Source organism: Allobosea sp. FW305-C-101 (assembly GCF_058783685.1).
The window spans coordinates 37,954-61,786 of record NZ_JBYSYT010000014.1; the positions used below are offsets into that span (position 1 = coordinate 37,954).

A 23,833-nucleotide genomic window follows, 5' to 3' on the forward strand; every position below is an offset into this window, starting at 1 on the left:
TCAGGCCTTGCCACAACGCTGCCGTAGCCGGCGACAACCCCAGGTAGGCCGCAGCTGCCGCGAAAATGCCAAGAGTATTGATGCGGCTGAACATATTTAGCGAAGTTTTTACCAGTTTGACGCGATGCTCCTGACGCAATCCTGGGTCGCTCTTCATGGTCATCACCGTCTCGCTTCCCCCTTTCCTCGGCCGCACCGAGGCCGCGACGTTCCGCAACCAGCTCTTGGTGGCGCTGGAACAGCGGGAAAGCATCGCTGTCGAATGCGCCGAGGCCGGGCCGCTGCCCAGTCTCTGGATCCAGCTTCTCCACTCCGCAGCCACCAGCGCCGCCGCGCGGGGGCTTTCGGTCACGCTCAAGGCGGCTTCCGAGGAATGCCGCGAATCCTTGCGGGCGATCGGCTTCGACGCCGCTCACAGCGCTCTCGTTCTGGAGTGATCAGGTATGAAAATCCTGGCGATCGACGATACCAAGACCCTGCTCAGCCTGCTCAGCCTGACGCTCCGCAATGCCGGCCATGAAGTGGCGGAGGCCGAGAACGGCGAGGACGGACTGACCAAGTTCGACCAGTTCCGCCCCGATCTGGTGATCACCGACCTCAACATGCCGATCATGGACGGCATCGAGTTCACGCGCGCCTGCCGCTCGCGTCCCGCCGGGCAGAACACGCCGATCATCGTGCTGACCACGGAGAACGGCGCCGAGATCAAGGCCGAGGGTCGCCGTGCCGGCGCCAGCGCCTGGATGGTCAAGCCTTTCGAACCCAACACGCTGCTCGGCCTCGTCGCGCGCTACCAGAACTGAAGGTCGGCCGATGGATCCGTTGGCAGAACTCAAGCAGACCTTCTTCCAGGAATGCGAGGAACTCCTCGGCGCGCTGGAGCTGAAGCTCCAGGCTCTCGACGAGGGTTCCACCGACCCTGAGGACGTCAATGCCGCTTTCCGTGCCATTCACTCGATCAAGGGTGGCGCGGGTGCCTTCGGCTGCACGGAGCTGGTCGGCTTCGCGCATGTCTTCGAGGCTTCGCTCGACCATCTGAGGTCAGGCCGCGTCGCCATCGAGGACGCGCCGTTCGCGCTGTTCCTGCGCTGCGCCGATGCCGTCGCCGATCTGGTCTCGGCCGCCCGCAACGACGAGCCCGCGACCGAGCGTCCGGACCTGCTGGCCGCGCTCGAGCAGGTCGGCAAGGAACCGCAGGCGCCCGTCGCCGTGCCGCCGGCTCCTGCCGCGCCCGCTCCGGAACCGGCCGCCCCCGCCGCCAACAACGATGCGCCCATCGGCATCGCCGCGCTCGGCAACCTGCTCGCCATGGTCGAGGCGAAGACGTCAGCTCCGGCGGCAGCCTCCGATGACGGCTGGGACGACGAGCCCGTCGCCGCCCCTGCGCGCGCCACCGGCAAGCCCGGTCGTGACGTGCATCTGCGCATCATGCCGGAGCCGGACCTGTTCCGCCGCGTGATCGAACCACGCGTCGTGCTGGGCTCCCTGCCGGCCGACGACATCGTTTCGATCCGCTGCGACCTGAGTCAGGTGCCGCCGCTCGAAAGCATCGACGTCAGCGATTGCTGGATGCGCTTCGACGTGGACCTGCGCACCGAACTCACGGTCGAGGACCTGCACGGCCGCTTCGATTTCAGTCTCGCGAACGAGGAATTCGAGATCAGCTTCCCGGAGCCGGCCGTGACTGAGGCTCCGCAGGTCGCTGAGGCTCCGGCCGCCCAGTCGGAAGTCTCCAGCGCGGTTGCTGCCGACCTCTCCGCGATCCTCGCCAAGCTCGGCGCCGCGCCGGAAGCAGCAAACGAGCCCGATATCCAGCCTGCGCCGGCCCCGGTCGCCGTAGCCGCTCCGGTTGTCGCCGCGGAGGCGCCCGCCGTCGCCCGCGCGGCGCCGCGTGCTCCGGCCGCCCCCGACAATTCGGCGCGCCAGCGTCAGGCCGTCAGCGTTCGCGTCGATCTCGACCGCATCGACAAGCTAATGAACCTCGTCGGCGAGATCGTCATCACGCAGTCCATGCTGGTCGAATGCGTCCGCTCGCTGCCCTATGACGTCCACGCCAAGACCGCCGAGGGCATGCTGACGCTGTCGCGCCAGACCCGCGAATTGCAGGACCACGTCATGGCGGTCCGCGCGCAGCCGGTGAAAGCCGTGTTCCAGCGCATGCCGCGCCTTGTCCGGGAACTGGCCCAGACGCTCGGCAAGGAAGTGCGCCTGGTGCTCGAAGGCGAGAACACCGAGGTCGACAAGACGATCATCGAGGAACTCGCCGATCCGCTGACCCACATGATCCGCAACTCGATGGATCATGGGCTGGAGACGCCGGACGATCGCATCGAAGCCGGCAAGCCGCGCGAGGGAACGATCAAGCTGGTCGCCGAGCATCGCGCCGGCCGCATCGTCATATCCGTCACCGATGACGGGCGCGGCATCGGCCGCGACCGGCTGCTCGCCAAGGCGCGCTCGCGTGGCCTTGTCGGCGCCGACGAGAAGCTCGCGCCGGAAGAGATCGATCAGCTCATCTTCGCCGCCGGCCTGTCGACTGCCGAGGTCGTCAGCGACGTCTCGGGGCGCGGTGTCGGCATGGACGTCGTGCGCCGCAACGTCGAATCGCTCGGTGGGCGCATCTCGGTCGACTCCGAGCCGGGCCGGGGCTGCAAGTTCACGCTCGCCCTGCCGCTGACGCTCGCCGTGCTTGAAGGCATGGTGATCCGCTGCGGCGACGACCGCTATGTCATCCCGATCGCTTCGGTGATCGAGACCCAGCACCTGGCTTCGACCCCGATCGAGCGCCTGCCCTTCGGCCAGGAAGTCCTGCGCTGGCGCGGTGAGGTCACTCCGCTTTATCGGCTGGGCGACGTGATGGGCTCGATGGGCACGACCAACGAGAACATCGTGATCATCGCCGAGAACGAGCGCGGCAACAACGTTGGCATCGCCGTCGACGAGATCGTCGGCCAGCAGCAGGTCGTCGTGAAGAGCCTCGAGGCGAATTACGGCGCGGTCAACGGCGCCTCGGCGGCGACGATCCTCGGCGACGGCCTCGTCGCCCTGATCCTGGATATCGACTCGATGCTACGGCTCGCCGCGTCCGGCAGCCGCCCCCCTCAATCTGACCTCAAGATGGCTGGATGACCATGACGCTCCAACTCGGCGAAAAGCACTTCTCGTCGGCGCAGCCTGAATCGGCCGCGCGCCGGATCGTGACCTTCAAGGTGGGCGATCGCACCTTCGGCATCGATGTCGGCATGGTCCGCGAGATCAAGGGCTGGCAGGCGACGACGCCGCTGCCGCATGCGGCCCCGCATGTGCGCGGCGTGCTCAACCTGCGCGGCGTCATCCTCGCGGTCTACGACCTGCGCACCGCGATCGGGCTCGGCGCCACCGAGGCGACCGCGACCCATGTCATCGTCGTCGTCGATGTCGAGGACAAGACCGCTGGCCTGCTGGTCGACTCGGTCTCCGATATCGTCGACGTGCCGGTCACCGCGGTGCGTCCGGCGCCGGACCTCGAGCGCGACGAGCATGGCCTGATCGAAGGCCTGGTCCTGCTCGACACCGATATCGTCGCGCTGCTCGACCTCGCGGCCGTGATCCGCGACGGCGGCGCCGAGGCCCTGATCAAGACCAGCCGGGCCGCCTGACCTTTTGAGACCAGCCCGAGCGTAGCGTTCAAGAAGCGGGCGAGAACAAGAAACGATCGAACCCCATGGGCAGCGCGCTCGGCCCCTTCTCACGTCTCTCGGTCAGCCAGCCGCTGCTCGCCGCCGGTTCGGCGGCGCTTGCCGGCAGCCTGGCATCCTATGCCGCCTTCGCCGGCGCGCCCGCCCTGGGCGCAGCCGCGGTCGCGACCGTCGCGCTGTTCGGCGGGCTCGCGGCCTGGGGCTCGGCACGCCCGCTCGCGCGGAGCGCCGCCGCTGCGGCCCGTCTGGCCGAGGGCGGCGACGTCACATTTCCCAACCTGTCCGGATCAGGCGAGGGGGCCGATCTGTCGCGCGCGCTCGCATCGATCCATGAGCAGGGCCAGGAAGCCGAGCGCCTGCGCGCCGCGCTCGACCATGGCCGCGCCAGCATCATGCTCTGTGACCCTGCCGGCCGCGTCGTCTATGTCAGCAAGGCGCTGCTGCGCTTCTTCGGCGAGGCGCAGGAGGATTTCCGCGCCGCCTTTCCGGGCTGTTCCGCCAAAGACATGCTGGGCCGTGTCATGGAGCGCGTGCAGGGTGAGCATCAACCGCTCAGCGGCCAGCCGGTGCGCCTGACGCTCGGCCGCCGCACGATCTGCCTGACCCTGACCGCCATGATGCGTGCCGACGGCCGCAGCTTCGGCACCGCCGTGGAATGGCGCGAGATGACCGGCGACCTCAAGCTTGCCGGTGAAATCGTGACACTCGTCGAGGCGGCCGAGGCCGGGGACTTTTCCCGCCGTTTGTCGTCGGAAGGGCAGCCGCTGCCGCTCGGCCATGCGGTCAAGGGTCTGAACCGGATCAACGCGCTGCTCGAGGGCACGTTCGACCAGATGGCCGATGCCGTCTCCGGGATGGCGGAGGGCGATCTGAACCGACGCGTCCCGGTGACCCACCAGGGCAGCCTCGGCCAGCTTCAGGACAGCCTCAACGAGACGCTCGAACGGTTCGGGGCGACATTCGAGACGATCCGCGCGACCGCCGGCCGGGTTTCGCAGGCCGCGGCCGAGGTCGATGCCGCGACCACGGAGCTTGCAGCCGGCGCCGGACGGGCTGCAACCGATCTCGGAGAGGCTTCGGCCGCTGCCGAACAGGTGACCGCCTCGGTCGGGCGCAGCAGCATCCGCACCCGCGAGGCCGGCGAACTCGCCGGCGAGACGATGAGCGTCGCGCAGCAGGGACAGGGCGTCGTCACGCGGGCGATCGGCGCGATCGAGCGCATCGAAAGCTCGTCGCTGAAGATTTCCGAGATTGTCGGCGTGATCGACGAAATCGCCTTCCAGACCAACCTTCTGGCGCTCAACGCGGCGGTCGAGGCGGCGCGTGCGGGCGATGCCGGCAAAGGCTTTGCCGTGGTTGCGTCCGAAGTGCGCTCGCTGGCGCAGCGCTCGGCGCAGGCGGCCAAGGACATCAAGGGGCTGATCGCCTCGTCGAACGGGCAGGTCGCGGAGGGCGTCGGCTTCGTCCGCGAGACCGGCACGGCACTGGAGCGCATCGTCGCCGCGGCGGGCAAGGTTTCCGCGACGGTTTCCGAGATCGCCACCGCGACGGCCGAGCAGGCCGGGGGGGCGGGCGAGATGGGCCGCAGCGTCGCCAAGATGGACAAGGGCATCAGGCAGAACAGCGATCTCGCCGAACGCAGCGCCGAGGCCGCGGCCGAGCTCGCCGACCAGGCGGCCGCGCTGCACGCCCATATCGAGGCACTCGGCGGCCACCACACCTTGCACGGCGTTCCGGCTTCGGCCCGGCGCAACGTCGCGCCCGTTACGGCACAGGTGCCGCCGCGGACCGTGCAACAGACACAGCATCGCCGCGTCGCCGCTGGCGGCCGGATGGGGATTTGAGAGATGAACAGACCTGCCTCGTCCAATCCCTTTGCGCTGGCCCAGCCCGCGATGGCCGACGTGACCCTGACCCGCGATGATATGAAGTTCATCGCGACGCTGGTCTATGAGCAGGCCGGCATCGTCATCCGCGAGCACAAGGAGGCGATGACGCGCGGCCGCCTGGCACGGCGCGTCAAGGCGCTCGGCCTGAACTCGGTCGCGGAATACTGCGCCTTCCTCAAGACGCCGCAGGCGGCGGGCGAATTGCCCGAACTCATCAACGCGGTGACCACCAACCACACCGCCTTCTTCCGCGAGCGCCACCATTTCGACCATCTGCGCAAGGACGTGATGCCGCGCCTGCTGCAGGAGCGTTCCGGCCGGCGCGGCCGCATCCGGATCTGGTCGGCGGCCTGCTCCTCCGGCGAGGAGCCCTATTCGATCGCCGCCTCCTGTCGTGACGTAGTAGGGCCGCGCAGCGACCTCGACTTCAAGATCCTGGCGACCGATATCGACACCGATATCCTGACGCGGGCCGAGGCCGGCCTCTATCCGGCGGAGCTGTTCGAACGCCTGCCGTCCGATGTGAAGCCGATGCTCAAGCTCGAAGGTGGGGCAGGGCGGGGCGAGGCTCGCATCGCCGAGGACCTGCGCCGCATGATCTCCTTCAAGCGGCTCAACCTGATCGAGAAATGGCCGATGAGCGGCCCGTTCGATGTGATCTTCTGCCGCAACGTCTTCATCTATTTCGATACGCAGACCAAGGCCTCGATCCTCGACCGTTTCGTGGCGCTGCTGGCGCCCGGCGGCTTCCTCTATCTCGGGCATTCGGAATCGCTGCCGCAACCGCATCCGAACCTGCGCCTGATCGGCCGCACCATCTACGAGAGGACTGCATGAGCGTCTCCCGGTCCTCCCGCCGCTATTTCGACCCGCGTTTCCAGGCGACGATCATCACTGTGGCGCCGGGCGAGCACGAGATTACCTCCGCCAAGGACGAGATCGTCGCCACCGTCCTCGGCTCCTGCGTCTCGGTCTGCATGCGCGATCCCGTCGCCGGGGTCGGCGGCCTCAACCATTTCCTGCTGCCGAAGAACAATGGCGGCTCGGATTCGAGCGCCGGCGAGCGCTATGGCGACACCGCCATGGAAGTGCTGATCAATGACCTGTTGAAGCGCGGCGCCAAGAGGAGCAATTTCGAGGCGAAGGTCTTCGGCGGGGCGCGCGTGCTCTCGGGCGCCACGATGCTTGCGATCGGCGACGGCAATATCGCTTTCGTCAACGAATTCCTGAAGGTCGAGGGCATCCCGGTGGTGTCGCGGGATGTCGGCGGCACGCGTTCGCGGCGTATCCATTACCAGCCCTCGACGGGCCGGGCCTGGGTGCAGCATGTCCAGCCCACCGCGCGCGACAGCAGCCACGAGCAGGAAATCGCCTATCTCAACCGGCTCAAGACGCAGCCGGTGGCCGGTGAAGTGGAGGTCTGGTGATGGTTGTCGCGACGTCTTCCGCCGCTCCGGTCAAGGTCCTCGTCGTCGACGATTCCGTGCTGATGCAGAAGCTGATGACGCAGATCATCAATTCTGCGCCGGGCTTCGAGGTGATCGGCATCGCCGGCAGCGCCGAGGAGGGCTGGGACGCCATCCAGGAGCTCAGGCCCGATGTCGTGACGCTCGACCTCGAATTGCCGGGCCGGCACGGCTTAAAGCTTCTGGCGCGCGTCCTCAAGCAGGACCCGCTGCCGGTGCTGATCGTCTCGGCCTTCGGCGGGCCGGGCGCCGACAACACCATCCAAGCGCTGGAACTGGGCGCGATCGACTTCATCGAGAAGCCCGATGGGACGACCCATACGCTCGACGGCTTCATGAAGCATCTCGTCGCGGCTTTGCAGCGCGCCGCGGCCAGCCGCAAGATGCTCGCCGCCGCAAGGCAGATGACGCAGATGGCCGCCGCTGCACCGGCCCGTCCGGCAGTGGCCCCGCCACGGGAGCCGGCGCGCAGCGGCAAGACCTCGCTGATCGCGATCGGCGCCTCGACCGGCGGCGTGCCGGCCGTGCAGACGGTGATGCGGGACCTCGCCCATCTCAGGCTGCCGATCGTCGTCGTGCAGCACATGCCGCCGGGCTATACGGCGAAGTTCGCGGCCCGGCTTGCGACCGCGACCGGCCTCGACGTCCGCGAAGCCGCCGACGGCGACAGGCTGCGGCCCGGCATGGCCGTGGTGGCACCGGGCGGCCCGCGCCATCTCGAGATCGAGGAGCGCCGCGGCGAGTTCGTCTGCGTGCTGCGCGAAGGGCCGCTGGTCAGCGGCCATTCGCCTTCCGTCGACGTGATGTTCCATTCCGTGGCGCGCAGCGTCGGCAGCCATGCGGTCGGCATCCTGCTCACCGGCATGGGGCGTGACGGTGCTGACGGTTTGTTAGCCATGCGCAAAGCCGGCGCCGAGACGTTAATCCAAAGCGGGGAGACCTGCGTGGTAAACGGAATGCCGAAAGCGGCTTTCGAGATCGGAGCCGCCGACAGGGTCGTCCCGCTCACCCAGATCGGTGGAGCAGTCGGGCAGCTGGTCGGCGAGCGGCCGAATCTACGCACCGCGTAAGGAGCAAAGTGATGTCAAAGGCCAGAAGCGAATACCGCATCCTGGTGGTCGACGACCAGAAGAGCATGCGCGGCCTGGCGACCTATTTCCTCAAGCAGATCGAGTTTCAGGACATCGACGAGGCGGAGAACGCCCGCGAGGCCCTGATGAAGATGCAGACCAAGCGCTACGACCTGCTGCTGCTCGACTGGAACATGGACGGCATGAGCGGCATCGACCTCTTGCGCGCCATCCGCTCGGTGCCGGAGCTGAACCAGATCAAGATCATCATGGCGACCTCGGAACGCTCGGTCGACAAGATGGACGAGGCGACCAGCAACGGCGCCGATCATTACGTCGTGAAGCCCTACGAGCTGCGCGACCTTGAAGTGCGAGTGAAGAAGGTTCTCGCCTGCTGAAAGTTGCCTGCGGAGACCTATCGGTCTCGCCATCGTGAAGCGAAGCCCCGCGCCGGCCGGCTGCGGGGCTTTTTGCTTTGGGGCATGATGCCGCCCGTTCGGCTGTCGAACCGGAGAGAAACCATGCTGCCGTCGCGCCGTCAGATTGTCGCCGGGATCGCCGGAGCGGCTGCTGCCGGTCTCGTGCCTCGCTCAGTTGCGGCCCAGGCTCTGATGGGCGCCCATGCCTTCGGCTTCGACAAGCCGGGCGGTGGACGGATGCCACTTGCCGATTATCGCGGCCGGCCGATCCTCGTCGTCAACACGGCGACGCGCTGCGGCTATGCCGGGCAGATGGCGACGCTGGAACAGCTCTGGCAGCGCTATCAGGCGCGGGGGCTGATGCTCGTCGCCGTGCCGAGCAATGATTTCGGCGGACAGGAGCCACTTGAAGGCGCTGCCATCGCCGAGGCCGCGCGGCAGAGCCATGGCGCGACCTATGCCTTCGTCGAGAAGTCCGTCGTGCGCGGGCCGGAGGCGCATCCGTTCTATCGCTGGGCCGCTTCGGAGAAGCCGGCGGACACACCGCGCTGGAACTTCCACAAATATCTGATCGGCCGCGACGGCGCGCTGCTTGGCGGCTTTCCGTCCGGGACGGACCCTCTCTCGCCGCAGCTCGTGCAGGCGATCGGCCGGGAGCTGGCGGCGGGCTTAGCCTCTTCGCTCTGAAGGCCGGTCTATTTACTTCTTCGGCCGGAACGCCGCGATCACCGCCGGATCGGTGTCGAGCCAGGGCCCTTCGATCAGGTCGATGCAATAGGGTATCGCCGGCATCACCGCGTCCAGGCATTCGGCGATGGCGCGGGGGCGGCCGGGCAGGTTGACGATCAGCGACTTGCCGCGGATGCCCGCCGTCTGGCGCGAGAGGATTGCGGTCGGCACCTTGGCGAAGCTGACCTGGCGCATCAATTCGCCGAAGCCCGGCATCGGCTTCTCGACGACGTCCTCGGTGGCCTCCGGCGTGACGTCGCGAGGGGCCGGGCCGGTGCCTCCCGTCGTGACGATCAGGCAGCAGCCCTCCTTGTCGGCGAGATCGCGCAGCGTCTCGGCAATCACGGCGCGATCGTCGGGGATGACCCGCGCGACGGCCTCCCAGGGCGAGGTAAGGACCTTCCTGAAATAGGCATCGATGGCCGGCCCGCCCTCATCCGCGTAGATGCCGGCCGAGGCGCGGTCGGAGACCGTGACGATTCCAATCCGGGCGGTCGCGCTCATCGGCTTTCTCCTGCGGGTGGCTTGCTGTATCGGCGGGCCGGACGGACGGTCAAGCCGGCCTCGCCAGCACCGGGCTGATCTGGTAGCGCAGCGCCATGCGCCTTGCCGCCGCCTTGTCCCGTTCTGCCGAACCACGCAGCTTTGCCGCCTGCTTCGCGGCGACGATCATGCTGGCGGTCGGACTTCTGACCGTGCTGACGCTCTGGCGCGATCCCTACTGGGTGTTTCGCGACACCCCGCCCTGGACACGCGACGGCGTCGGCGCGAGCCGCCTGCTCGATGTCGAGATGCGCCTGATCAAGCCGCTCCAGATCGCCAGGCTCAAACCGCAGACATTGTTGATCGGCTCTTCTGTGGTCTATCGCGGTATCGATCCGCGCGATGCCTCGGCAGAGGCAGGCCAAGTCTACAATGCCGGCTTCTCCGCGCTGATGGCACGGGAGCTGCCGACATTGGCGGCGCTGGCCATCGATGTCGGCAGCGTCAAGCGGGTGGTGATCGAGCTCGACTATTTCATGTTCACGGCCTGGCCGCCGCCGCCGCCGATCGATCGGAAGCTTGCGACGGCATCCGGGCGCCGCGAGGCGCTGGTCTCGGTGGTGCTCAACCCGAAGGCGATCGACAACCTGCGCGGGCCGCGACCCCAGCGGATGGAGCCCGGCCTCTGGCATGGTGACGGCTACAAGGCGACGCCGGATTTCGACGCCGCGCTGGTGGGCAAGATCACCCGCGCGCAGAATATCGCGGCGATGCTCTACCAGCCGGAAGCCCTAAGCCATCTCGAAAAGGCGCTCGACCTGTTGCAGGGGCGGGGCGTCACGATCGTCCTGTCGCCGATGAGCGCGGCCCAGCGGCAGCTTATTGCGGATGGGGGAAGGGCTGCCGAGCTGATGTCCTGGCGACGGGATGTCGCAGCGCTCGCGGCGCGGCGTGGCCTGCCGTTCCATGACTTCGTCTCGGACCATCCGTTCGAAGATTTCGATCCCGGCAAGGCCTCGTCGCGTTACTGGCTCGACACGCTGCACTTCAAGCCGGAGGTCGGCCGTTGGCTGCTCGGGCGGATCGGGCTCGGGCGGCATCCCGGAGGCGCCTGAGCCACATCCGGCTGAAGGCCGCGATCTCGGCCGCGCCGAGGCGACCCGGGCCGACGCGAATGATCGCATTGGCCATCTCGCGGCGCTCGCCCCAGACATAGGTGCCGGCATCGACGCCTTCGCCGGCGCCGCTGTCGAAGAAGGCGGGCGGCGTGCCGTTGAAATCGGCCTGCAGCATGGCGATCGCCAGGGTCCGACCGGGGGAATGGCGGCCTTGAGTCTCGTCATAGGCGATCTTGAGGAAATGCCGGCGGTTGCCACTCTCGATCAGCAGCCCCATGGCGATGACGCGGCCGTCATGCAGCAGGGTGTCGATCAGCAAGGTGTCGTCGGCGGCATAGAGTTCGGCCAGGCGGCGGATATAGGCGGTGTCGGCCGGCAGGCAGGCGATGGCGGTGCCGGCTTCGCCCTTCCAGCCGGAGGCTTCGAGCGTGAGGAAGGCGTCGAGCGCTTCCAGCGCACCACGGCCGCGATTGCGCCGGAAGGTGAGGGCGCCTTGTTTCCCCACAGCCCGGAACTGCTGCATCCGCTTCTTGTAGGAAGAGCCGAGCGTGCGCCTGAGATAGACTTCGAAATTATCGTCCGGACGCGGGATCATCACCGGCCGGACCCAGCGCTCATAGGTCGAGATCGTGCTGCCGGTCTGGCGGCAGGCTTCGGCGAGCACGGCGTAGCAGGGACCGTCGAGCGGCAGCAGCGGCAGCAACAGCCGGTGCGGCAGATCGCGCGATCCGAGGAGATAGCGCATCAGGGCGCGTGCCGCCTCCGCCGCGTGGTCGCGGTCGAGCACCGGCAGGGAGGAGACCTCGTAGAGCGGCACGAGCGGTGAGGCGAGGGCGGCGGAAAAGCCGCTGCGCCAGTCCTTGACGCGACGGAAAGCCCAGACGCCGACGAGCTGTTCGAAATCGAGCGCTTCGCTGAGCCAGGCACAGAGGACGACGATCTCCTCCTCCGGCACGAGCGTCGTCGCGGCCGAGATTGCGGCCGGAGCCATATGCGGATTGGGCTCCAGTGCATGGCGCGCGAGTTCCGCGAAAACCGGTCCCAGATCCGCATAAGCGGCCGGGCCGAGGCGCCTGACGACGATCGTGCTCAAGACCGATGGCCGTCCCGGTTCGGCCGGCGCAACTCACCGCGCAGGGAGAGGACGAAGGCGATGACCTGCGCGGTGGCGCGATAGAGCTCTTCCGGGATCTGGTCGTCGAGCTCGACCGCCGAGAGCGCCTGCGCGAGGATCGCGTTCTGCTCGACGGCGACGTTATGCTCCTTGCCGGTCTCGACGATGCGCTCGGCCAGCTCGCCGCGGCCCTTGGCGGTGACGCGCGGTGCGCCGTGCCCGTCATATTCGAGCGCGACGGCGATGCGGGGCGGCTGGGGGGCGCTCATGACAGGCGGTCCAGGAACTGGCCGGCCGTCGGCTGCATCACGCGCGGCTGGCCGGTATGGATATCGATGGCGCCGCTGGCGAAATCGGCATCGAGCAGGGCGCCTTCGAGGCCGGGCGCGGCGCCGCGCAGGAGCTGACTGGTCTCCTCGCGCTCGGCCCAGATCGAGACACCGACATCGCGGCCCTGCAAGGTGACGACGCCCTGGAGCGGCCCCATCGGCTCGACATCGAGCGCGAAGCGGATGCGCCAGACCGGCGGGCTCACCCCTTGCGCGTCGCGGCGTGGCGGATCGCGCTCGACCTGGAGCGGCAGCATCGAGATGCCCTGCTGGAAGGCGAGCGGGATCTCGGCGAGCCAGCGCTGCGCCGGTTGCGTGCCGTCCTGCCGGGCGGGCTCCAGCGGTAGCGAGGCGTATTGCGTCAGCTTGATCCGGTCGAGCGCGGCCTCGGTCTGGTCGAGCAGGGTCTCGGCGATGGCGAGCGGCTTCTCGCCCGGCGCCAGCGAGGGCTCGACGGCTGGCTGCGGCGTGAGCGGGCCGTCGCGGCGCGGCGGGGCGAGGCGGGTGGATTGGTCGGTGGAGCCGGCCTGCAGCTCCGCTGTCTGCTCGCTGCCATGCTCATGACGGCTCGCCTTCGGGTCCGGCGACAAGGCGTCGATGATCGGCAGCAAGGTCTCGCGCAGGGCCTGGAGGCCGGCCTTGAGATCGCCTTGCCGGGGCGCGGGTAGTGCTGCGGCTTGCCGCGCGTCGAGGAAGAGCCCGGAGGTCTGGAAGGCTTCCTTCAGCCGTGCCGCCGTCGGGGCCTGCCGTTCGGCGGGAATAGCCTGTGCCAGAACCTGCTGGATCGCGGGCGGTAGCGTCTTGGGCAGGGCCAGCGAGATCGTTCCCTGCGCCAGCGCCCGCAGATTGGCAAAGAGCGGGGCAAGGCCTGCCTGCTGTTGCAGCATCGGGCCGAGAAGCGGCCCAGCGACGGCGCGCGCGGTTGCCGCCGTGATCACGGGAGCAGCAGGAGACGCGCCTGCCGGTGGGGTGGCGTTGGCGGCGGGGGTGATGCCTGCCCCGATCGCAGGTGTGGCGGCCGTCTGCGCCGCCGGCAGGCCCAGCGCCTGCAGGGCTTGCTGGAGGAAAGCTTGCTGCACCGCGACCGGTGAGGGCGGATGCGCGGCCTGCGCGACCACCGATCCCGGTGAGGTGGCCGGCTGTGGCGCAGGAGCGGGGGCGGCCGCCGGGAGCGGCCGGGCTGGAGCCGCTGTCGAAGCCAGAGGCGCGTTCGGCTGTGCGGGTTGAGGTGCTGCGGCTGGTTGCGGCTGGGCTTGCCCGGTTGCCGCTGCCGATGGCGGGCGCACTTCGACCAGCGTGGCGCGCAGGTCTCCGCCGGGTTGCTCGGGCGGGTCGAGGCGCAGCAGCAGCGTGGCGCCCGGTTGCAGGGCTGCCTGCCTGGCTTGAGGGCCGGCGAGGACGAGCGCGACCTTGCTGTCGCCGATCATCGCGGTCGCGGTGCCATCGGGTTCGAGCGAAGCCAGCCGCGCCTGCACCGTCCGGCCAGCCGTCAGCTCGCCGCCTGCGTCGAGCGCTTGCAGCAAGGTGGCGAGGGTCTGGCTCTTGACGAGCTGGGCGAGATTCATCGGGCGTCCCTATGACGACGCACCACCCTGTCACGAAAGATTAAGCATTTCCTTGCCGGTCGGCCACGTGATGCAGGGCGTGCCTGCGCGCCGGGCGCTGGCATATGGCGCGGCGCTGCGGCAGGTTTGGCCACCCCGTTCGAGGATATCTGCCATGGATTATCGCCGTCTCGGCCGCTCCGGCCTCAAGGTCTCGCCGCTCTGCCTGGGCACGATGATGTTCGGCGGTCCGGCGGACGAGGCGACCTCGCGCCGGATCATCGACAGTGCGCGCGAAGCCGGATCAATTTCATCGATACCGCCGATGTCTATAACGAGGGCCAGTCCGAGGAGGTCACGGGCCGCGCCATCGCCGCGCATCGCTATGACTGGGTGCTGGCGACCAAGGTCGCCAACGTCATGGGCAAGGGGCCTATGAATGGCGGGCTGTCGCGGCGCTGGGTCCTGCGCGCCTGCGAGGACAGCCTGCGCCGGCTCGGCACCGAGACGATCGACATCTACTACCTCCACAAGGAGGATCACACGACGCCGCTGGAGGAAACCGTGCACGCGATCGCCGATCTCGTCCGCCAGGGCAAGATCAGACATTTCGGCGTCTCGAATTACCGCGCCTGGCGCCTCGCCGAGATCTGCCGGCTCTGCGACGAACTCGGTATCGACCGCCCCGTCGTCAGCCAGCCCTATTATAACGCGATGAACCGCATGCCCGAGGTCGAGCACCTGCCGGCCTGCGGCTATTTCGGCTTGGGCGTCGCTTCCTACTCGCCCTTGGCGCGCGGCGTTCTCACGGCGAAATACGCGCCGGGTCAGGCACCGGCGGAAGGCACGCGCGCCGGACGCGGCGACCGGCGGATGATGCAGGCGGAATGGCGCGAAGAGAGCCTGATCATCGCGCAGACGATCAAGGACCATGCCGCACGGAAAGGTCTGACGCCGATCCAGTTCGCGGTGCGCTGGGTGCTGAACAACGCCTTCGTCACGGCGGCGATCGCCGGGCCGCGCACCTTCGAGCAGTGGGAAGCCTATCTCGCGGCGCTCGATGCCGGCTTCGACGCGGAGGACGAGGCGCTGATCGACCGGCTCGTGCCGGCGGGGCATCCCTCGACGCCGGGCTACAGCGACCCGGCCTACCCGCTGGAAGGGCGCGTCAGCCGCGCCTGAGCGACGGCTTGCTCAGTTCATCATGCAGAAGCCGCCGACCACGATATCGGTCTGGCACCAGCGCTTCTTGGTTTCGCTATTGGACGAGAGGCGCAGCGGCAAGGGCGCCTCGCGCTCGGCGGTTGCCGTCGGGAAGGGCACGCGCTCGGGCTGGCCGGTCGCGGCCTGTGCGCGGCTGGCTCCGGCCGTGATGCCGGGCACGATCACGATGCTGCGGCTCACCTTGGCCGGGCTGGCCGAGCTGCGTCCGCCCATGCGGAACCGCGCCGCCTCGGCCTGGACGGGCAGCAAGGTGGCGGTCGCGAGCAGGCAGGCGAAGGCGGCGAAGCGGCGCATGGGGGCAGTCTCCCGGTTGCCGACAGGATGCCGCGATCTGCCGCAACGGCAAGGAAAGCCTGAAATCAGTCTCAGCGAGGCGTTAACGCGGGCCTTCAGGCGGCGGCGCGTGGCCGGGTGAGACTGTCCCATGCGGCCATGGCGCCCTGCGCGATCGTCTCCAGCATCGGGCGCGAGGCGCCGTCTCGCGCCTGGATCGACATGCCCTGCTGCACGGTGACGTAGTAGCTCGCGATCCCCGGCAGATCGAGCGATGCCGGCAATTCCCCCTCGACGATCGCCTGCCGCAGCCGCTCCTCGATCATGCCGATGCTGCCGGCCCGCATCTCGCGCAGGAGGCGGCTGGTTTCGTCGCCCACGCCGACGGCATTCACCGCCGAGAGCACGACCATGCAGCCGGGCGGCCGGCCGGGCCGGGTGAAGGTTTTCGCGCTCGCCATGAGATAGCCTTCGAGCGCGGCCCGCGCGGTGGGCGCGTTCTGGAGCGGCGCGAGGATGTCGTCGCTCTCGGTCGCGGCGAAATGGTGGATGGCCTCGCGGTAGAGCGCCTCCTTGCTGCCGAAGGCGGCGTAGAGGCTTGGCGAATTGATGCCCATCGCCTCGGTGAGGTCGCTCATCGAGGCCGCCTGGTAGCCACGCTCCCAGAAGACGTCCATGGCGCGTTCCAGCGCAGCCTGCCGGTCGAAACTGCGTGGGCGGCCGCGCTCGGCCATGAATCCGTCTCCTCGAAAATATTCTGTGACGGTCATTATATATTTCTCTTGACGGTCTCGGGCAAGCGCAGCATGTATTATGTATCGATCATCACATAAATGGAGTTTGCCATGTCACGCCTCGCCGGAAAGCGCGCGCTCGTCACCGGCGGCAGCCGCGGAATCGGCGCCGCCATCGCCCGCAGGCTCGCTGCCGAGGGAGCCGATGTCGCGCTGACCTATGAGCGTTCCGCCGACAAGGCGGCCGCCGTCGTGACGGAGATCGAGGCGCTCGGCCGCAAAGGCTTCGCCATCGCCGCCGACAGCGCCGACCCTGCGGCCTTGACGCGCGCCGTCGATGACGCCGCCAAGGCGCTCGGTGGCCTCGATATCCTCGTCAACAACGCCGGCATCTATCGCGGCGGCCCGGTCGCGGACTGGAGCCTTGCGGATATCGACGCGACGCTTTCAGTCAACGTTCGCGCGGTGGTACTGGCCTCGCAGGCGGCTGCGGCGTATCTGGGCGAGGGCGGGCGGATCATCTCGACCGGCTCCTGCCTGGCCGACCGCGTCGTCGAGCCCGGCGTCACGCTCTATGCGATGAGCAAGGCGGCGCTGATCGGCTTCACCAAGGGGCTGGCGCGCGATCTCGGCCCGCGCGGCATCACCGTCAATATCGTCCATCCCGGCTCGACCGATACCGACATGAACCCGGCCGGCGGTCCCGGTGCCGATGCCCAGCGGGCGCGCATGGCGATCCCGCGCTACGGCCAGCCGGAGGACATCGCCGGGCTCGTCGCCTATCTCGCCAGCGAGGAGGCGCGCTTCATCACCGGCGCCGGCTTCGCCATCGACGGCGGCGTGAACACCTGAGGCAGGTCGTCATGCTCGGGCTTGACCCGAGCACCTCATAACGTGGAGGCGCAGGAGTTTCTTCCGGGCTGAGATTCTCGGGGCAAGCCCGAGAATGACGGCAAGATGCTAATGCCCGGGCAGGACGATCATGGTGGGCTTGGCCGGCAGCGTCGCCTTGCCCAGCGTGATCGTCGCCTGCTCGCGGCGCTCGACCGGCCAGATGTCCTGCGTGCGGGCGAGGAAGCGGTTCAGCGTGCCGCCGCCGAAGAAATGCATGGGGATCATCACCCGCGCCTGGATCGACTTCAGCACGTCGAGCATGCCGGTCTGGTCGAGCGTATAGCTACCATCGACCGGGAATAGCACGATGTCGACCCGGCCGAGCGCGCGCAGATGGCCGGGTTCCAGCGGGTGATGCAGATGGCCGAGATGGGCGATGCAGAGCTCGCCGATCTCGAAGATGAAGATCGAGTTGCCGTCATAGTCCGTGCCGCCCTCATAGGTGCGGATATTGGTCGGCACGTTGCGGACGCGGACATCGCCGAAGATGAGATCGTGCTGCGCGGCGCCGCGGCCGGACAGGTCCCAGCCGGGCAGGACATGCTTGATGGCCGGGTCGGGATTGCGCGAGTTATGCGTGGAATGCGCCTTGTTCATCGTGGCGATGTCGGGCGTCACCGACGGACGGACATAGTCGTTGTAGTCGGTCGCCATCTTCACGCCGCCCGGCGTCTCGATCAGGAAGGTGGCGTGGCCGACGAAGGTGAGCCTGGCCTCGTCCTTCGCCAGTTGGACCCGGTGGATCGGCAGACCGAGGCTCGCCATCTCCGGCCGGCAGCCGGGCTCGTTCGACTGGGCGCCGGCGGGAATCGTTGCCAGCAGCGCAAAAGCGAGGCCAGCAAGCAGACGCAACAGGACGGCGGGCAGGCTCATCGGCGGGCTCCGGCAGCGTTCAGGCCGGATGAGCTTCCGGCAAAAGCCGTGCCGGGGGAAGGGCGCCCGGATCGCTCTACCGCTTTTGTGAAAGGCACCTGCTCCACCGGCAGGCGGTTGCGGGCGACGCGCCCGGTCGCTACATAGCGGCCAGATTTCCCGACATCCCTGTCGCAAGCGTTCGAAAGCGGAGCCCGCTCGCCCCATGTCCCGCCAGTTCATCTATCATATGCGCGGCCTGTCCAAGACCTATCCGGGCGGCAAGCAGGTGCTGAAGGACATTCACCTGTCCTTCTACCCGGATGCCAAGATCGGCGTCCTCGGCGTCAACGGCGCCGGTAAGTCGACCTTGCTGAAGATCATGGCCGGGTTCGACAAGGAATGGACCGGCGAGGCCTGGGTCGCGGAAGGCGCCCGCGTCGGCTACCTGCCGCAGGAGCCGAAGCTCGAAGAGAGCCTGACCGTCCGCGAGAACGTCATGCTCGGCGTCGCCCCGCAAAAGGCGATTCTCGACCGCTACAACGAGCTCGCCATGAACTATTCGGACGAGACCGCCGACGAGATGACCAATCTCCAGGACGAGATCGAGGCCAAGGGGCTGTGGGATCTCGATTCGAAGGTCGACCAGGCGATGGACGCGCTGCGCTGCCCGCCGGATGACTGGGCCGTCGACAAGCTCTCGGGCGGCGAGCGCCGCCGCGTCGCGATGTGCAAGCTTCTGCTGGAGCAGCCGGAACTGCTGCTGCTCGACGAGCCGACCAACCATCTCGACGCCGAGACCACCGCCTGGCTCGAAGGGCATCTGCGGACCTATCCGGGCGCGATCCTGATCGTCACCCACGATCGCTACTTCCTCGACAACGTCACCAGCTGGATCCTCGAGCTCGATCGCGGCCAGGGCATCCCCTATGAGGGCAACTACTCGGCCTGGTCGGTGCAGAAGCAGAAGCGCCTCGCCCAGGAAGGCCGCGAGGACGCGTCGCGCCAGAAGACGCTGGAGCGCGAAGCCGAATGGATGGCCGCTTCGCCGAAGGCCCGCCAGGCCAAGAGCAAGGCCCGCATCCAGCGCTATGACGAGCTTGTGCAGAAGGCCAACAACAAGGGGCCGGACACCGCCCAGATCATCATCCCGATCGCCGAGCGGCTGGGCAACAACGTCGTCGATTTCGAGGACCTGTCGAAGGGCTTCCAGGACAAGCTGCTGATCGACGGCCTTTCCTTCAAGCTGCCGCCGGGCGGCATCGTCGGCGTGATCGGCCCCAACGGCGCCGGCAAGACGACACTGTTCAAGATGATCACCGGCGTCGAGAAGCCGGATGCCGGCACGATCAAGGTCGGCGAGAGCGTCCAGCTCGGCTATGTCGATCAGAGCCGCGACTCGCTCGACGACAAGAAGAACGTCTGGGAGGAAATCTCCGGCGGCAACGACATCCTCTATCTCGGCAAGCGCGAGATTAATTCCCGCGCCTATTGCTCGGCCTTCAACTTCAAGGGCGGCGACCAGCAGAAGAAGGTCGGTTCGCTCTCGGGCGGTGAGCGCAACCGCGTCCACCTCGCCAAGATGCTGAAGTCCGGCGCCAACCTGCTGCTGCTCGACGAGCCGACCAACGACCTCGACGTCGATACGCTGCGCGCGCTGGAAGAGGCGCTGGAGGATTACGCCGGCTGCGCCGTGATCATCAGCCACGATCGCTGGTTCCTCGACCGCATCGCGACCCATATCCTCGCCTTCGAGGGCGACAGCCATGTCGAGTGGTTCGAGGGCAATTTCGCCGATTACGAGGAGGACAAGAAGCGCCGCCTCGGCATCGACTCGACCATTCCGAAGCGCATCCAGTACAAGAAGTTCTCGCGCTGAGTGCTTGATATCTGAATCGAAAAGCCCCGCGGTGCCGCAAGGTTCCGCGGGGCTTTTTCATGTGTTGCTTTAAGATGCGCTGAGGCGTGTCGAAGCGGTTCGCGATCGCAGGCGCTGGACTGCAAGCGCGCGTCGGCCTCAACTGATAGCATGCTGATCCTCGACCATCTCACCGTCATCGCGCCGACGCTTGCGGAGGGCGTCGCACATGTTCGGGGCTGCCTCGATCTCGATGTGCCCTTCGGCCAGCGGCACGGCTACATGGGAACCCATAACCACCTGCTGCAGCTCGGCGGCACGACCTATCTGGAGATCGTCGCGCTCGATCCCGACGGCGTACATCCCGGACGCGCCCGCTGGTTCGGACTCGACGACAAGAAGCAGCTCCGCCGGGATTGGGATGCCGGCCGTCGCTTGCGCGGCTGGGTCGCGCGAGCTGATCGGATCGACGATGTCCTGAACGGCCGGGAGGCGATCTTCGGCCGCAGGGTCGGCTTGCCGATGGATGCTCCTGCCTTCGATTTCGCCATTCCCGATGACGGTTCACTGCCCTGGGGCGGGGCGGCTCCCTCGATCATCGACCGGCGCGGCAAGGCTCGCTCGATGGCGACGATCGCCGATCTCGGCGCGCGGTTGCGCGGGTTCTCGCTGGAGCATCCGGAGGCGCAGGCGATCGCGGTGCTGTTGCTGGAGCTTGGGACGGAGCGGGGGCCTGTCGTCAGCCATGCGCCGGAGCTGCGCTATCGGGCAAGGATCGAGACGCCCGGCGGGCTGAAGGACCTATCCTGATCGCTGAGCCCGGACGGCGATGGCAGGCTACATCCGCTCGCCGGGCAGCCGGCTCGCCTGCCTGACCCAGTCCGAGAACTGGGCTTCGTCGAGGGCGTCGTTCTCGTGGATGTCGAGATAGCGCACCTCCTTCTGCCTGGAGGTGCCGGGTGGCATCGGATCGAGCAGCGCGCCCTTGAAGAACGAGACCTTCACGTAGCGCGTGAAGCAGTGGACGCCGATGAACCAGGTCTGGTTGCCGGTGCCGTAGAGCGGCGAGTTCCACTTCACGGCCTTCGTCACATCGGGGACGGCCTTCGCGATCAGGTCGTCGATGTGCCGGCCGACCGCGCTTTTCCAGCCGGGCATGGCGGCGATATAGGCCTGTACCGGCGCGTCGCCGTCGCCCTTCGGAATCTGTGGGTTGCCGCCCGATAGAAGGCGCGGCTTGTCCTCTGCGGTCATGCGGTCGCTCCAGCCGAGGCCCCCGGCGCGGCCATGTTACGGAAGCCGGCCGGCTGCCGGCAACCGCCGTCTCCGGCGCCGGACGAGCCGCTGCGACGCTATGACATGACTCCTGCTCACAGGGTTCGCAGCGTTTTTCCCTTGTGAATCAGCGTAATTTAGCCGGGGCTACGAGTGGCAAGCAGGTCCGCCATGCGGTTCCCGTCTGACGACTTAAGTTATGATTAAGGCAGCGGCTCCTAGGAGCAGAGTCGCGTCCAAAGCAATTCTACGCCTTGGAACTGATAAATCCGATCTGGAACTGGTCAAGTTATTGATCGTGTTCTTGCTGCCATGACGTGAAGGTTGATTATGACTAGCCAGTATATCCAGGGTATGGTGCAGGACGTGAAGAAGGGCGGCCTGTCGCGGCGCTCCTTCATCCAGAGAATGGCGGCGCTCGGCATCACTGCGCCGATCGCGACCCAGATTCTCGCCTGGAACGATGTCGCGATGGCCAATGCCACGCTCGAATACAAGCCGACCAAGGCCGGCGGCGGCGGCCCGCTGAAGATGCTGCTCTGGCAGGCTCCGACGCTGCTGAACCCGCATTTCGCTTCGGGCACCAAGGACCAGATCGCCTCGCGCGTGTTCTACGAGCCGCTCGCCGGCTGGGACAAGGAAGGCAACCTGATCCCGCAGCTCGCGGCCGAAGTCCCGACCAAGGCCAATGGCGGCCTGTCCGAGGACGGCACGACCGTCACCTGGAAGCTGAAGAAGGACGTGAAGTGGCATGACGGCAAGCCGTTCACGGCCGATGACGTCGTCTTCACCTGGGAATATGCCGCCGACCCGGCGACGGCCGCCTACACCACCGGCGCCTACAAGGACATCAAGGTCGAGAAGATCGACGATTTCACCGTCAAGGTGATCTTCGCCAAGCCGACGCCGTTCTGGGCCGACCCCTTCGTCGGCGTCGCCGGCATGATCATCCCGAAGCATCATTTCGGCGAGTACAAGGGCGCCAAGTCCCGCGAGGCCCCGGCGAACCTGAAGCCCGTCGGCACCGGCCCCTACAAGTTCGTCGACTTCAAGCCGGGCGACATCCTCTCCGGCGCTCGCAACGAGAGCTATCACGTCGCCAATCGTCCGCATTTCGATACGTTCGAGATCAAGGGCGGTGGTGATGCGGTTTCGGCGGCCCGCGCCGTGCTGCAGACCGGCGAATACGACTATGCCTGGGATACGCTGGTCGAGGACGAAGTCCTGAAGCGCATGGAGATGGGCGGGCGCGGCAAGATCAGCGCTGCGGCTGCCGGCGACATCGAGTTCGTCACCCTGAACACGACCGATCCGTGGACCGAGGTCGATGGCGAGCGTTCGAGCGTCAAGACCAAGCACCCGACCCTGTCGGACCCGGCTGTGCGCCAGGCGATCAACCTGCTGATCGACCGCGACTCGATCCAGAAGTTCATCTATGGCCGCGCCGGCGCTGCCACGGCGAGCTTCGTGAACGAGCCCAAGCAGTTCAAGTCGGAGAAGCTCAAGTACGAGTTCAACATCGAGAAGGCGAACAAGATTCTCGACGATGCCGGCTGGAAGAAGGGCTCGGACGGCATCCGCGAGAAGGACGGCAAGAAGCTCAAATACGTCTTCCAGACCTCGATCAACGCTCCGCGCCAGAAGGTGCAGGCGATCATCAAGCAGGCCTGCCAGCGCGCCGGCATCGATATCGAGTTGAAGTCGGTGACCGCTTCGGTGTTCTTCTCGTCGGACGTTGCCAATCCGGACACCTACACCAAGCTCTACGTGGACATCGAGATGTACACCACGACGCAGCCGCAGCCTGATCCGGAGCGCTTCCTCAATCAGTTCACCTCGTGGGAAGTCGCCAACAAGGAGAACAAGTGGCTGGGCCGCAACGTCTCGCGCTACACCGACCCGGCTGCCGACGAGGCCTACAAGGCCGCCCAGAAGGAGCTCGATCCGGCCAAGCGCGCTGCGCTCCTGATCAAGGTCAACGAGATATTCTGCGAGGCCAACGTCATCCTGCCGATCCTGTCGCGCAAGAAGGTCGTCGCCGCGTCGAACACCCTCTCGCATGACCATTCGGGCTGGGATGTCGACACCTGGAACCTGGCGTCCTGGTATCGCGCCTGATGTTATGAAAACTCCCGCCGGGCTTGTCCCGGCGGGGGATCGCTTTGGCGGGACGTTGCCTTTCAAATCCGCCTTCTCCATATTAGCTAAGCTTAGCTAATATGGAGAAGGCGATGACCATCGTGAACGTGCACGAGGCCAAGACCGGTCTCTCGCGATTGATCGAACAGGCCTTGCGCGGCGAGGAGGTCGTCATCGCGCGCAACGGCGTGCCGGCCGTGAAGCTAGTGCAGGTCGATCCTCCGCAGGCCCAGCGCCCACGGCGCCAATCTGGTCAGCTGGCCGGGCTTTTTGTCGAGATCGATCCCGACTGGTGGAAGCCTGAGAATGACCTTACCGAGCTATTCGAAGTCTATCAGGAGGCTTCCGACGAGCCGAGCGGCGCATGAGGCTGTTGCTCGATAGTCAGACCGTGCTGTGGTGGGTCGGCGTCGATCGGGAGCGCCTATCCGACCGTATGAGGCTGACGATCGATGAAGCCGAGGAGGTCTTCGTCAGCGTCGCATCGGTGTGGGAGCTCGAAATCAAGCGGAGCCTGCGAAAACTGGCCTTCGCAGACGATGCCTGGGCGCAGGTCCAGGCTCTCGGCGTCGCCTGGCTGCCCATCGAGCTTGATGACACGCTCGCGGCTGCCAGACTTCCGCGTCACCATGGCGACCCGTTCGACAGGATGATCGTGGCCCAGGCTATCGCCCGCGAGTTGACCCTGGTGACATCGGATCGCCGCCTTATGGATTACGGCGTTCCGATGTTGCTTGTCTGAGCCT

Annotated in this window: 25 protein-coding genes and 1 pseudogene; 18 read left to right on the forward strand and 8 right to left on the reverse strand. The window is 67.1% G+C overall.

Annotation, left to right across the window (positions count from 1 at the left end; translation table 11 throughout):
- Nucleotides 1–155 precede the first annotated feature (155 nt).
- From AC3WMA_RS26550 to AC3WMA_RS26595, 10 genes are all read left to right on the forward strand, one after another.
- Nucleotides 156–437, forward strand: a complete 282-nt coding sequence (locus AC3WMA_RS26550) for an STAS domain-containing protein (protein ID WP_257731517.1) — start codon at nt 156–158, stop codon at nt 435–437.
- Nucleotides 438–443: 6 nt separating this feature from the next.
- Nucleotides 444–803 carry a response regulator gene (locus AC3WMA_RS26555; RefSeq protein ID WP_257731518.1) on the forward strand — a complete coding sequence of 120 codons (360 nt, stop codon included), beginning with the start codon at nt 444–446 and terminating at the stop codon, nt 801–803.
- A 10-nt stretch (nt 804–813) separates the two neighbouring features.
- Complete coding sequence (locus AC3WMA_RS26560) at nt 814–3,129, forward strand: chemotaxis protein CheA (protein WP_492288259.1); 2,316 nt, start codon at nt 814–816, stop codon at nt 3,127–3,129.
- Nucleotides 3,126–3,638: a chemotaxis protein CheW gene (locus AC3WMA_RS26565; RefSeq protein ID WP_492288260.1), complete on the forward strand. Its 513-nt coding sequence runs from the start codon at nt 3,126–3,128 to the stop codon at nt 3,636–3,638. The genes AC3WMA_RS26560 and AC3WMA_RS26565 overlap by 4 nt, the downstream gene beginning before the upstream one ends.
- 65 nt (nt 3,639–3,703) lie before the next feature.
- Nucleotides 3,704–5,521: a methyl-accepting chemotaxis protein gene (locus AC3WMA_RS26570; protein ID WP_492288261.1), complete on the forward strand. Its 1,818-nt coding sequence runs from the start codon at nt 3,704–3,706 to the stop codon at nt 5,519–5,521.
- Nucleotides 5,522–5,524: 3 nt separating this feature from the next.
- Nucleotides 5,525–6,403 (forward strand): CheR family methyltransferase, encoded by an 879-nt coding sequence (locus AC3WMA_RS26575; protein ID WP_492288262.1) that lies wholly within the window; start codon nt 5,525–5,527, stop codon nt 6,401–6,403.
- On the forward strand, nt 6,400–6,993 hold the full coding sequence (locus AC3WMA_RS26580; protein WP_492288263.1) for a chemoreceptor glutamine deamidase CheD: 594 nt from the start codon (nt 6,400–6,402) through the stop codon (nt 6,991–6,993). The genes AC3WMA_RS26575 and AC3WMA_RS26580 overlap by 4 nt, the downstream gene beginning before the upstream one ends.
- Nucleotides 6,993–8,102 (forward strand): chemotaxis-specific protein-glutamate methyltransferase CheB, encoded by a 1,110-nt coding sequence (gene cheB, locus AC3WMA_RS26585; RefSeq protein ID WP_492288264.1) that lies wholly within the window; start codon nt 6,993–6,995, stop codon nt 8,100–8,102. Before AC3WMA_RS26580 ends, cheB begins: the two co-directional genes overlap by 1 nt.
- Before the next feature lie 11 nt (nt 8,103–8,113).
- The gene (locus AC3WMA_RS26590; protein WP_047578914.1) at nt 8,114–8,500 is read left to right on the forward strand and encodes a response regulator; all 387 of its coding nucleotides are present in this window, start codon (nt 8,114–8,116) and stop codon (nt 8,498–8,500) included.
- Nucleotides 8,501–8,623: 123 nt separating this feature from the next.
- The gene (locus AC3WMA_RS26595) at nt 8,624–9,208 is read left to right on the forward strand and encodes a glutathione peroxidase (RefSeq protein WP_492288265.1); all 585 of its coding nucleotides are present in this window, start codon (nt 8,624–8,626) and stop codon (nt 9,206–9,208) included.
- Nucleotides 9,209–9,220: 12 nt separating this feature from the next.
- On the opposite strand, the gene mog is transcribed toward AC3WMA_RS26595, so the two are convergent.
- Nucleotides 9,221–9,754, reverse strand: coding sequence for a molybdopterin adenylyltransferase (gene mog, locus AC3WMA_RS26600; RefSeq protein ID WP_492288266.1), 534 nt, complete (start codon nt 9,752–9,754; stop codon nt 9,221–9,223).
- A 167-nt stretch (nt 9,755–9,921) separates the two neighbouring features.
- Between mog and AC3WMA_RS26605 the strand changes: the two genes are divergently transcribed.
- Nucleotides 9,922–10,848, forward strand: coding sequence for a hypothetical protein (locus AC3WMA_RS26605; RefSeq protein WP_492288267.1), 927 nt, complete (start codon nt 9,922–9,924; stop codon nt 10,846–10,848).
- On the opposite strand, the gene AC3WMA_RS26610 is transcribed toward AC3WMA_RS26605, so the two are convergent.
- Genes AC3WMA_RS26610 through fliK form a run of 3 tightly spaced genes read right to left on the reverse strand, consistent with a single transcriptional unit; the run spans nt 10,781 to nt 13,859 of the window.
- Complete coding sequence (locus tag AC3WMA_RS26610; RefSeq protein ID WP_492288268.1) at nt 10,781–11,944, reverse strand: GNAT family N-acetyltransferase; 1,164 nt, start codon at nt 11,942–11,944, stop codon at nt 10,781–10,783. The genes AC3WMA_RS26605 and AC3WMA_RS26610 overlap by 68 nt on opposite strands.
- Nucleotides 11,941–12,234, reverse strand: coding sequence for an EscU/YscU/HrcU family type III secretion system export apparatus switch protein (locus AC3WMA_RS26615; protein WP_492288269.1), 294 nt, complete (start codon nt 12,232–12,234; stop codon nt 11,941–11,943). The genes AC3WMA_RS26610 and AC3WMA_RS26615 overlap by 4 nt, the downstream gene beginning before the upstream one ends.
- Nucleotides 12,231–13,859 carry a flagellar hook-length control protein FliK gene (gene fliK / locus AC3WMA_RS26620; RefSeq protein WP_492288270.1) on the reverse strand — a complete coding sequence of 543 codons (1,629 nt, stop codon included), beginning with the start codon at nt 13,857–13,859 and terminating at the stop codon, nt 12,231–12,233. The genes AC3WMA_RS26615 and fliK overlap by 4 nt, the downstream gene beginning before the upstream one ends.
- Nucleotides 13,860–14,013: 154 nt before the next feature.
- Between fliK and AC3WMA_RS26625 the strand changes: the two are divergent.
- A pseudogene (locus tag AC3WMA_RS26625) lies at nt 14,014–15,020 on the forward strand (aldo/keto reductase).
- 12 nt (nt 15,021–15,032) lie between these two features.
- Here the strand turns inward: AC3WMA_RS26625 and AC3WMA_RS26630 are convergent.
- Both AC3WMA_RS26630 and AC3WMA_RS26635 read right to left on the reverse strand, forming a co-directional pair.
- Entirely contained in the window at nt 15,033–15,356 is a 324-nt protein-coding gene (locus AC3WMA_RS26630; RefSeq protein WP_492288271.1) for a hypothetical protein, read from the reverse strand.
- A 95-nt stretch (nt 15,357–15,451) separates the two neighbouring features.
- Nucleotides 15,452–16,069 (reverse strand): TetR/AcrR family transcriptional regulator, encoded by a 618-nt coding sequence (locus tag AC3WMA_RS26635; RefSeq protein WP_492288272.1) that lies wholly within the window; start codon nt 16,067–16,069, stop codon nt 15,452–15,454.
- A gap of 111 nt (nt 16,070–16,180) precedes the next feature.
- On the opposite strand from AC3WMA_RS26635, the gene AC3WMA_RS26640 reads away from it, so the two are divergent.
- Nucleotides 16,181–16,921, forward strand: a complete 741-nt coding sequence (locus tag AC3WMA_RS26640) for an SDR family NAD(P)-dependent oxidoreductase (RefSeq protein ID WP_492288273.1) — start codon at nt 16,181–16,183, stop codon at nt 16,919–16,921.
- Between the two features lie 108 nt (nt 16,922–17,029).
- On the opposite strand, the gene AC3WMA_RS26645 is transcribed toward AC3WMA_RS26640, so the two are convergent.
- Nucleotides 17,030–17,836, reverse strand: a complete 807-nt coding sequence (locus tag AC3WMA_RS26645) for an MBL fold metallo-hydrolase (protein WP_492288274.1) — start codon at nt 17,834–17,836, stop codon at nt 17,030–17,032.
- 205 nt (nt 17,837–18,041) lie between these two features.
- Here AC3WMA_RS26645 and ettA point away from each other — a divergent pair, with 205 nt between their 5' ends.
- Nucleotides 18,042–19,694, forward strand: coding sequence for an energy-dependent translational throttle protein EttA (gene ettA, locus AC3WMA_RS26650; protein WP_492288275.1), 1,653 nt, complete (start codon nt 18,042–18,044; stop codon nt 19,692–19,694).
- A gap of 150 nt (nt 19,695–19,844) precedes the next feature.
- Nucleotides 19,845–20,483, forward strand: a complete 639-nt coding sequence (locus AC3WMA_RS26655; RefSeq protein ID WP_492288276.1) for a VOC family protein — start codon at nt 19,845–19,847, stop codon at nt 20,481–20,483.
- A 27-nt stretch (nt 20,484–20,510) separates the two neighbouring features.
- Here AC3WMA_RS26655 and AC3WMA_RS26660 read toward each other — a convergent pair whose 3' ends face one another.
- Nucleotides 20,511–20,927 carry a DUF1801 domain-containing protein gene (locus tag AC3WMA_RS26660; protein ID WP_492288277.1) on the reverse strand — a complete coding sequence of 139 codons (417 nt, stop codon included), beginning with the start codon at nt 20,925–20,927 and terminating at the stop codon, nt 20,511–20,513.
- 351 nt (nt 20,928–21,278) lie between these two features.
- Between AC3WMA_RS26660 and AC3WMA_RS26665 the strand changes: the two genes are divergently transcribed.
- The 3 genes from AC3WMA_RS26665 (at nt 21,279) to AC3WMA_RS26675 (ending at nt 23,829) form a co-directional block, all read left to right on the forward strand.
- A complete protein-coding gene (locus AC3WMA_RS26665; protein ID WP_492288278.1) occupies nt 21,279–23,066 on the forward strand; it encodes a peptide ABC transporter substrate-binding protein in 1,788 nt (595 codons plus the stop codon).
- Nucleotides 23,067–23,179: 113 nt separating this feature from the next.
- Nucleotides 23,180–23,455: a type II toxin-antitoxin system Phd/YefM family antitoxin gene (locus tag AC3WMA_RS26670; protein WP_492288279.1), complete on the forward strand. Its 276-nt coding sequence runs from the start codon at nt 23,180–23,182 to the stop codon at nt 23,453–23,455.
- Nucleotides 23,452–23,829, forward strand: coding sequence for a type II toxin-antitoxin system VapC family toxin (locus AC3WMA_RS26675; RefSeq protein ID WP_492288280.1), 378 nt, complete (start codon nt 23,452–23,454; stop codon nt 23,827–23,829). Before AC3WMA_RS26670 ends, AC3WMA_RS26675 begins: the two co-directional genes overlap by 4 nt.
- Nucleotides 23,830–23,833: the final 4 nt, after the last annotated feature.

What these genes read in the sequence shown, in the direction of transcription:
- ettA (WP_492288275.1), top strand. Translation starts at nt 18,042, where the DNA reads ATGTCCCGCCAGTTCATCTATCATATGCGCGGCCTGTCCAAGACCTAT.
- AC3WMA_RS26675 (WP_492288280.1), top strand. Translation starts at nt 23,452, where the DNA reads ATGAGGCTGTTGCTCGATAGTCAGACCGTGCTGTGGTGGGTCGGCGTC.
- AC3WMA_RS26550 (WP_257731517.1), top strand. Translation starts at nt 156, where the DNA reads ATGGTCATCACCGTCTCGCTTCCCCCTTTCCTCGGCCGCACCGAGGCC.
- AC3WMA_RS26640 (WP_492288273.1), top strand. Translation starts at nt 16,181, where the DNA reads ATGTCACGCCTCGCCGGAAAGCGCGCGCTCGTCACCGGCGGCAGCCGC.
- AC3WMA_RS26665 (WP_492288278.1), top strand. Translation starts at nt 21,279, where the DNA reads ATGACTAGCCAGTATATCCAGGGTATGGTGCAGGACGTGAAGAAGGGC.
- AC3WMA_RS26670 (WP_492288279.1), top strand. Translation starts at nt 23,180, where the DNA reads ATGACCATCGTGAACGTGCACGAGGCCAAGACCGGTCTCTCGCGATTG.
- AC3WMA_RS26635 (WP_492288272.1), bottom strand. Translation starts at nt 16,069, where the DNA reads ATGGCCGAGCGCGGCCGCCCACGCAGTTTCGACCGGCAGGCTGCGCTG.
- AC3WMA_RS26645 (WP_492288274.1), bottom strand. Translation starts at nt 17,836, where the DNA reads ATGAGCCTGCCCGCCGTCCTGTTGCGTCTGCTTGCTGGCCTCGCTTTT.
- AC3WMA_RS26565 (WP_492288260.1), top strand. Translation starts at nt 3,126, where the DNA reads ATGACCATGACGCTCCAACTCGGCGAAAAGCACTTCTCGTCGGCGCAG.
- AC3WMA_RS26605 (WP_492288267.1), top strand. Translation starts at nt 9,922, where the DNA reads ATGCTGGCGGTCGGACTTCTGACCGTGCTGACGCTCTGGCGCGATCCC.
- AC3WMA_RS26575 (WP_492288262.1), top strand. Translation starts at nt 5,525, where the DNA reads ATGAACAGACCTGCCTCGTCCAATCCCTTTGCGCTGGCCCAGCCCGCG.
- AC3WMA_RS26570 (WP_492288261.1), top strand. Translation starts at nt 3,704, where the DNA reads ATGGGCAGCGCGCTCGGCCCCTTCTCACGTCTCTCGGTCAGCCAGCCG.
- AC3WMA_RS26580 (WP_492288263.1), top strand. Translation starts at nt 6,400, where the DNA reads ATGAGCGTCTCCCGGTCCTCCCGCCGCTATTTCGACCCGCGTTTCCAG.
- AC3WMA_RS26555 (WP_257731518.1), top strand. Translation starts at nt 444, where the DNA reads ATGAAAATCCTGGCGATCGACGATACCAAGACCCTGCTCAGCCTGCTC.
- AC3WMA_RS26560 (WP_492288259.1), top strand. Translation starts at nt 814, where the DNA reads ATGGATCCGTTGGCAGAACTCAAGCAGACCTTCTTCCAGGAATGCGAG.
- AC3WMA_RS26590 (WP_047578914.1), top strand. Translation starts at nt 8,114, where the DNA reads ATGTCAAAGGCCAGAAGCGAATACCGCATCCTGGTGGTCGACGACCAG.
- AC3WMA_RS26655 (WP_492288276.1), top strand. Translation starts at nt 19,845, where the DNA reads ATGCTGATCCTCGACCATCTCACCGTCATCGCGCCGACGCTTGCGGAG.
- fliK (WP_492288270.1), bottom strand. Translation starts at nt 13,859, where the DNA reads ATGAATCTCGCCCAGCTCGTCAAGAGCCAGACCCTCGCCACCTTGCTG.
- cheB (WP_492288264.1), top strand. Translation starts at nt 6,993, where the DNA reads ATGGTTGTCGCGACGTCTTCCGCCGCTCCGGTCAAGGTCCTCGTCGTC.
- AC3WMA_RS26595 (WP_492288265.1), top strand. Translation starts at nt 8,624, where the DNA reads ATGCTGCCGTCGCGCCGTCAGATTGTCGCCGGGATCGCCGGAGCGGCT.
- AC3WMA_RS26630 (WP_492288271.1), bottom strand. Translation starts at nt 15,356, where the DNA reads ATGCGCCGCTTCGCCGCCTTCGCCTGCCTGCTCGCGACCGCCACCTTG.
- AC3WMA_RS26660 (WP_492288277.1), bottom strand. Translation starts at nt 20,927, where the DNA reads ATGACCGCAGAGGACAAGCCGCGCCTTCTATCGGGCGGCAACCCACAG.
- AC3WMA_RS26615 (WP_492288269.1), bottom strand. Translation starts at nt 12,234, where the DNA reads ATGAGCGCCCCCCAGCCGCCCCGCATCGCCGTCGCGCTCGAATATGAC.
- mog (WP_492288266.1), bottom strand. Translation starts at nt 9,754, where the DNA reads ATGAGCGCGACCGCCCGGATTGGAATCGTCACGGTCTCCGACCGCGCC.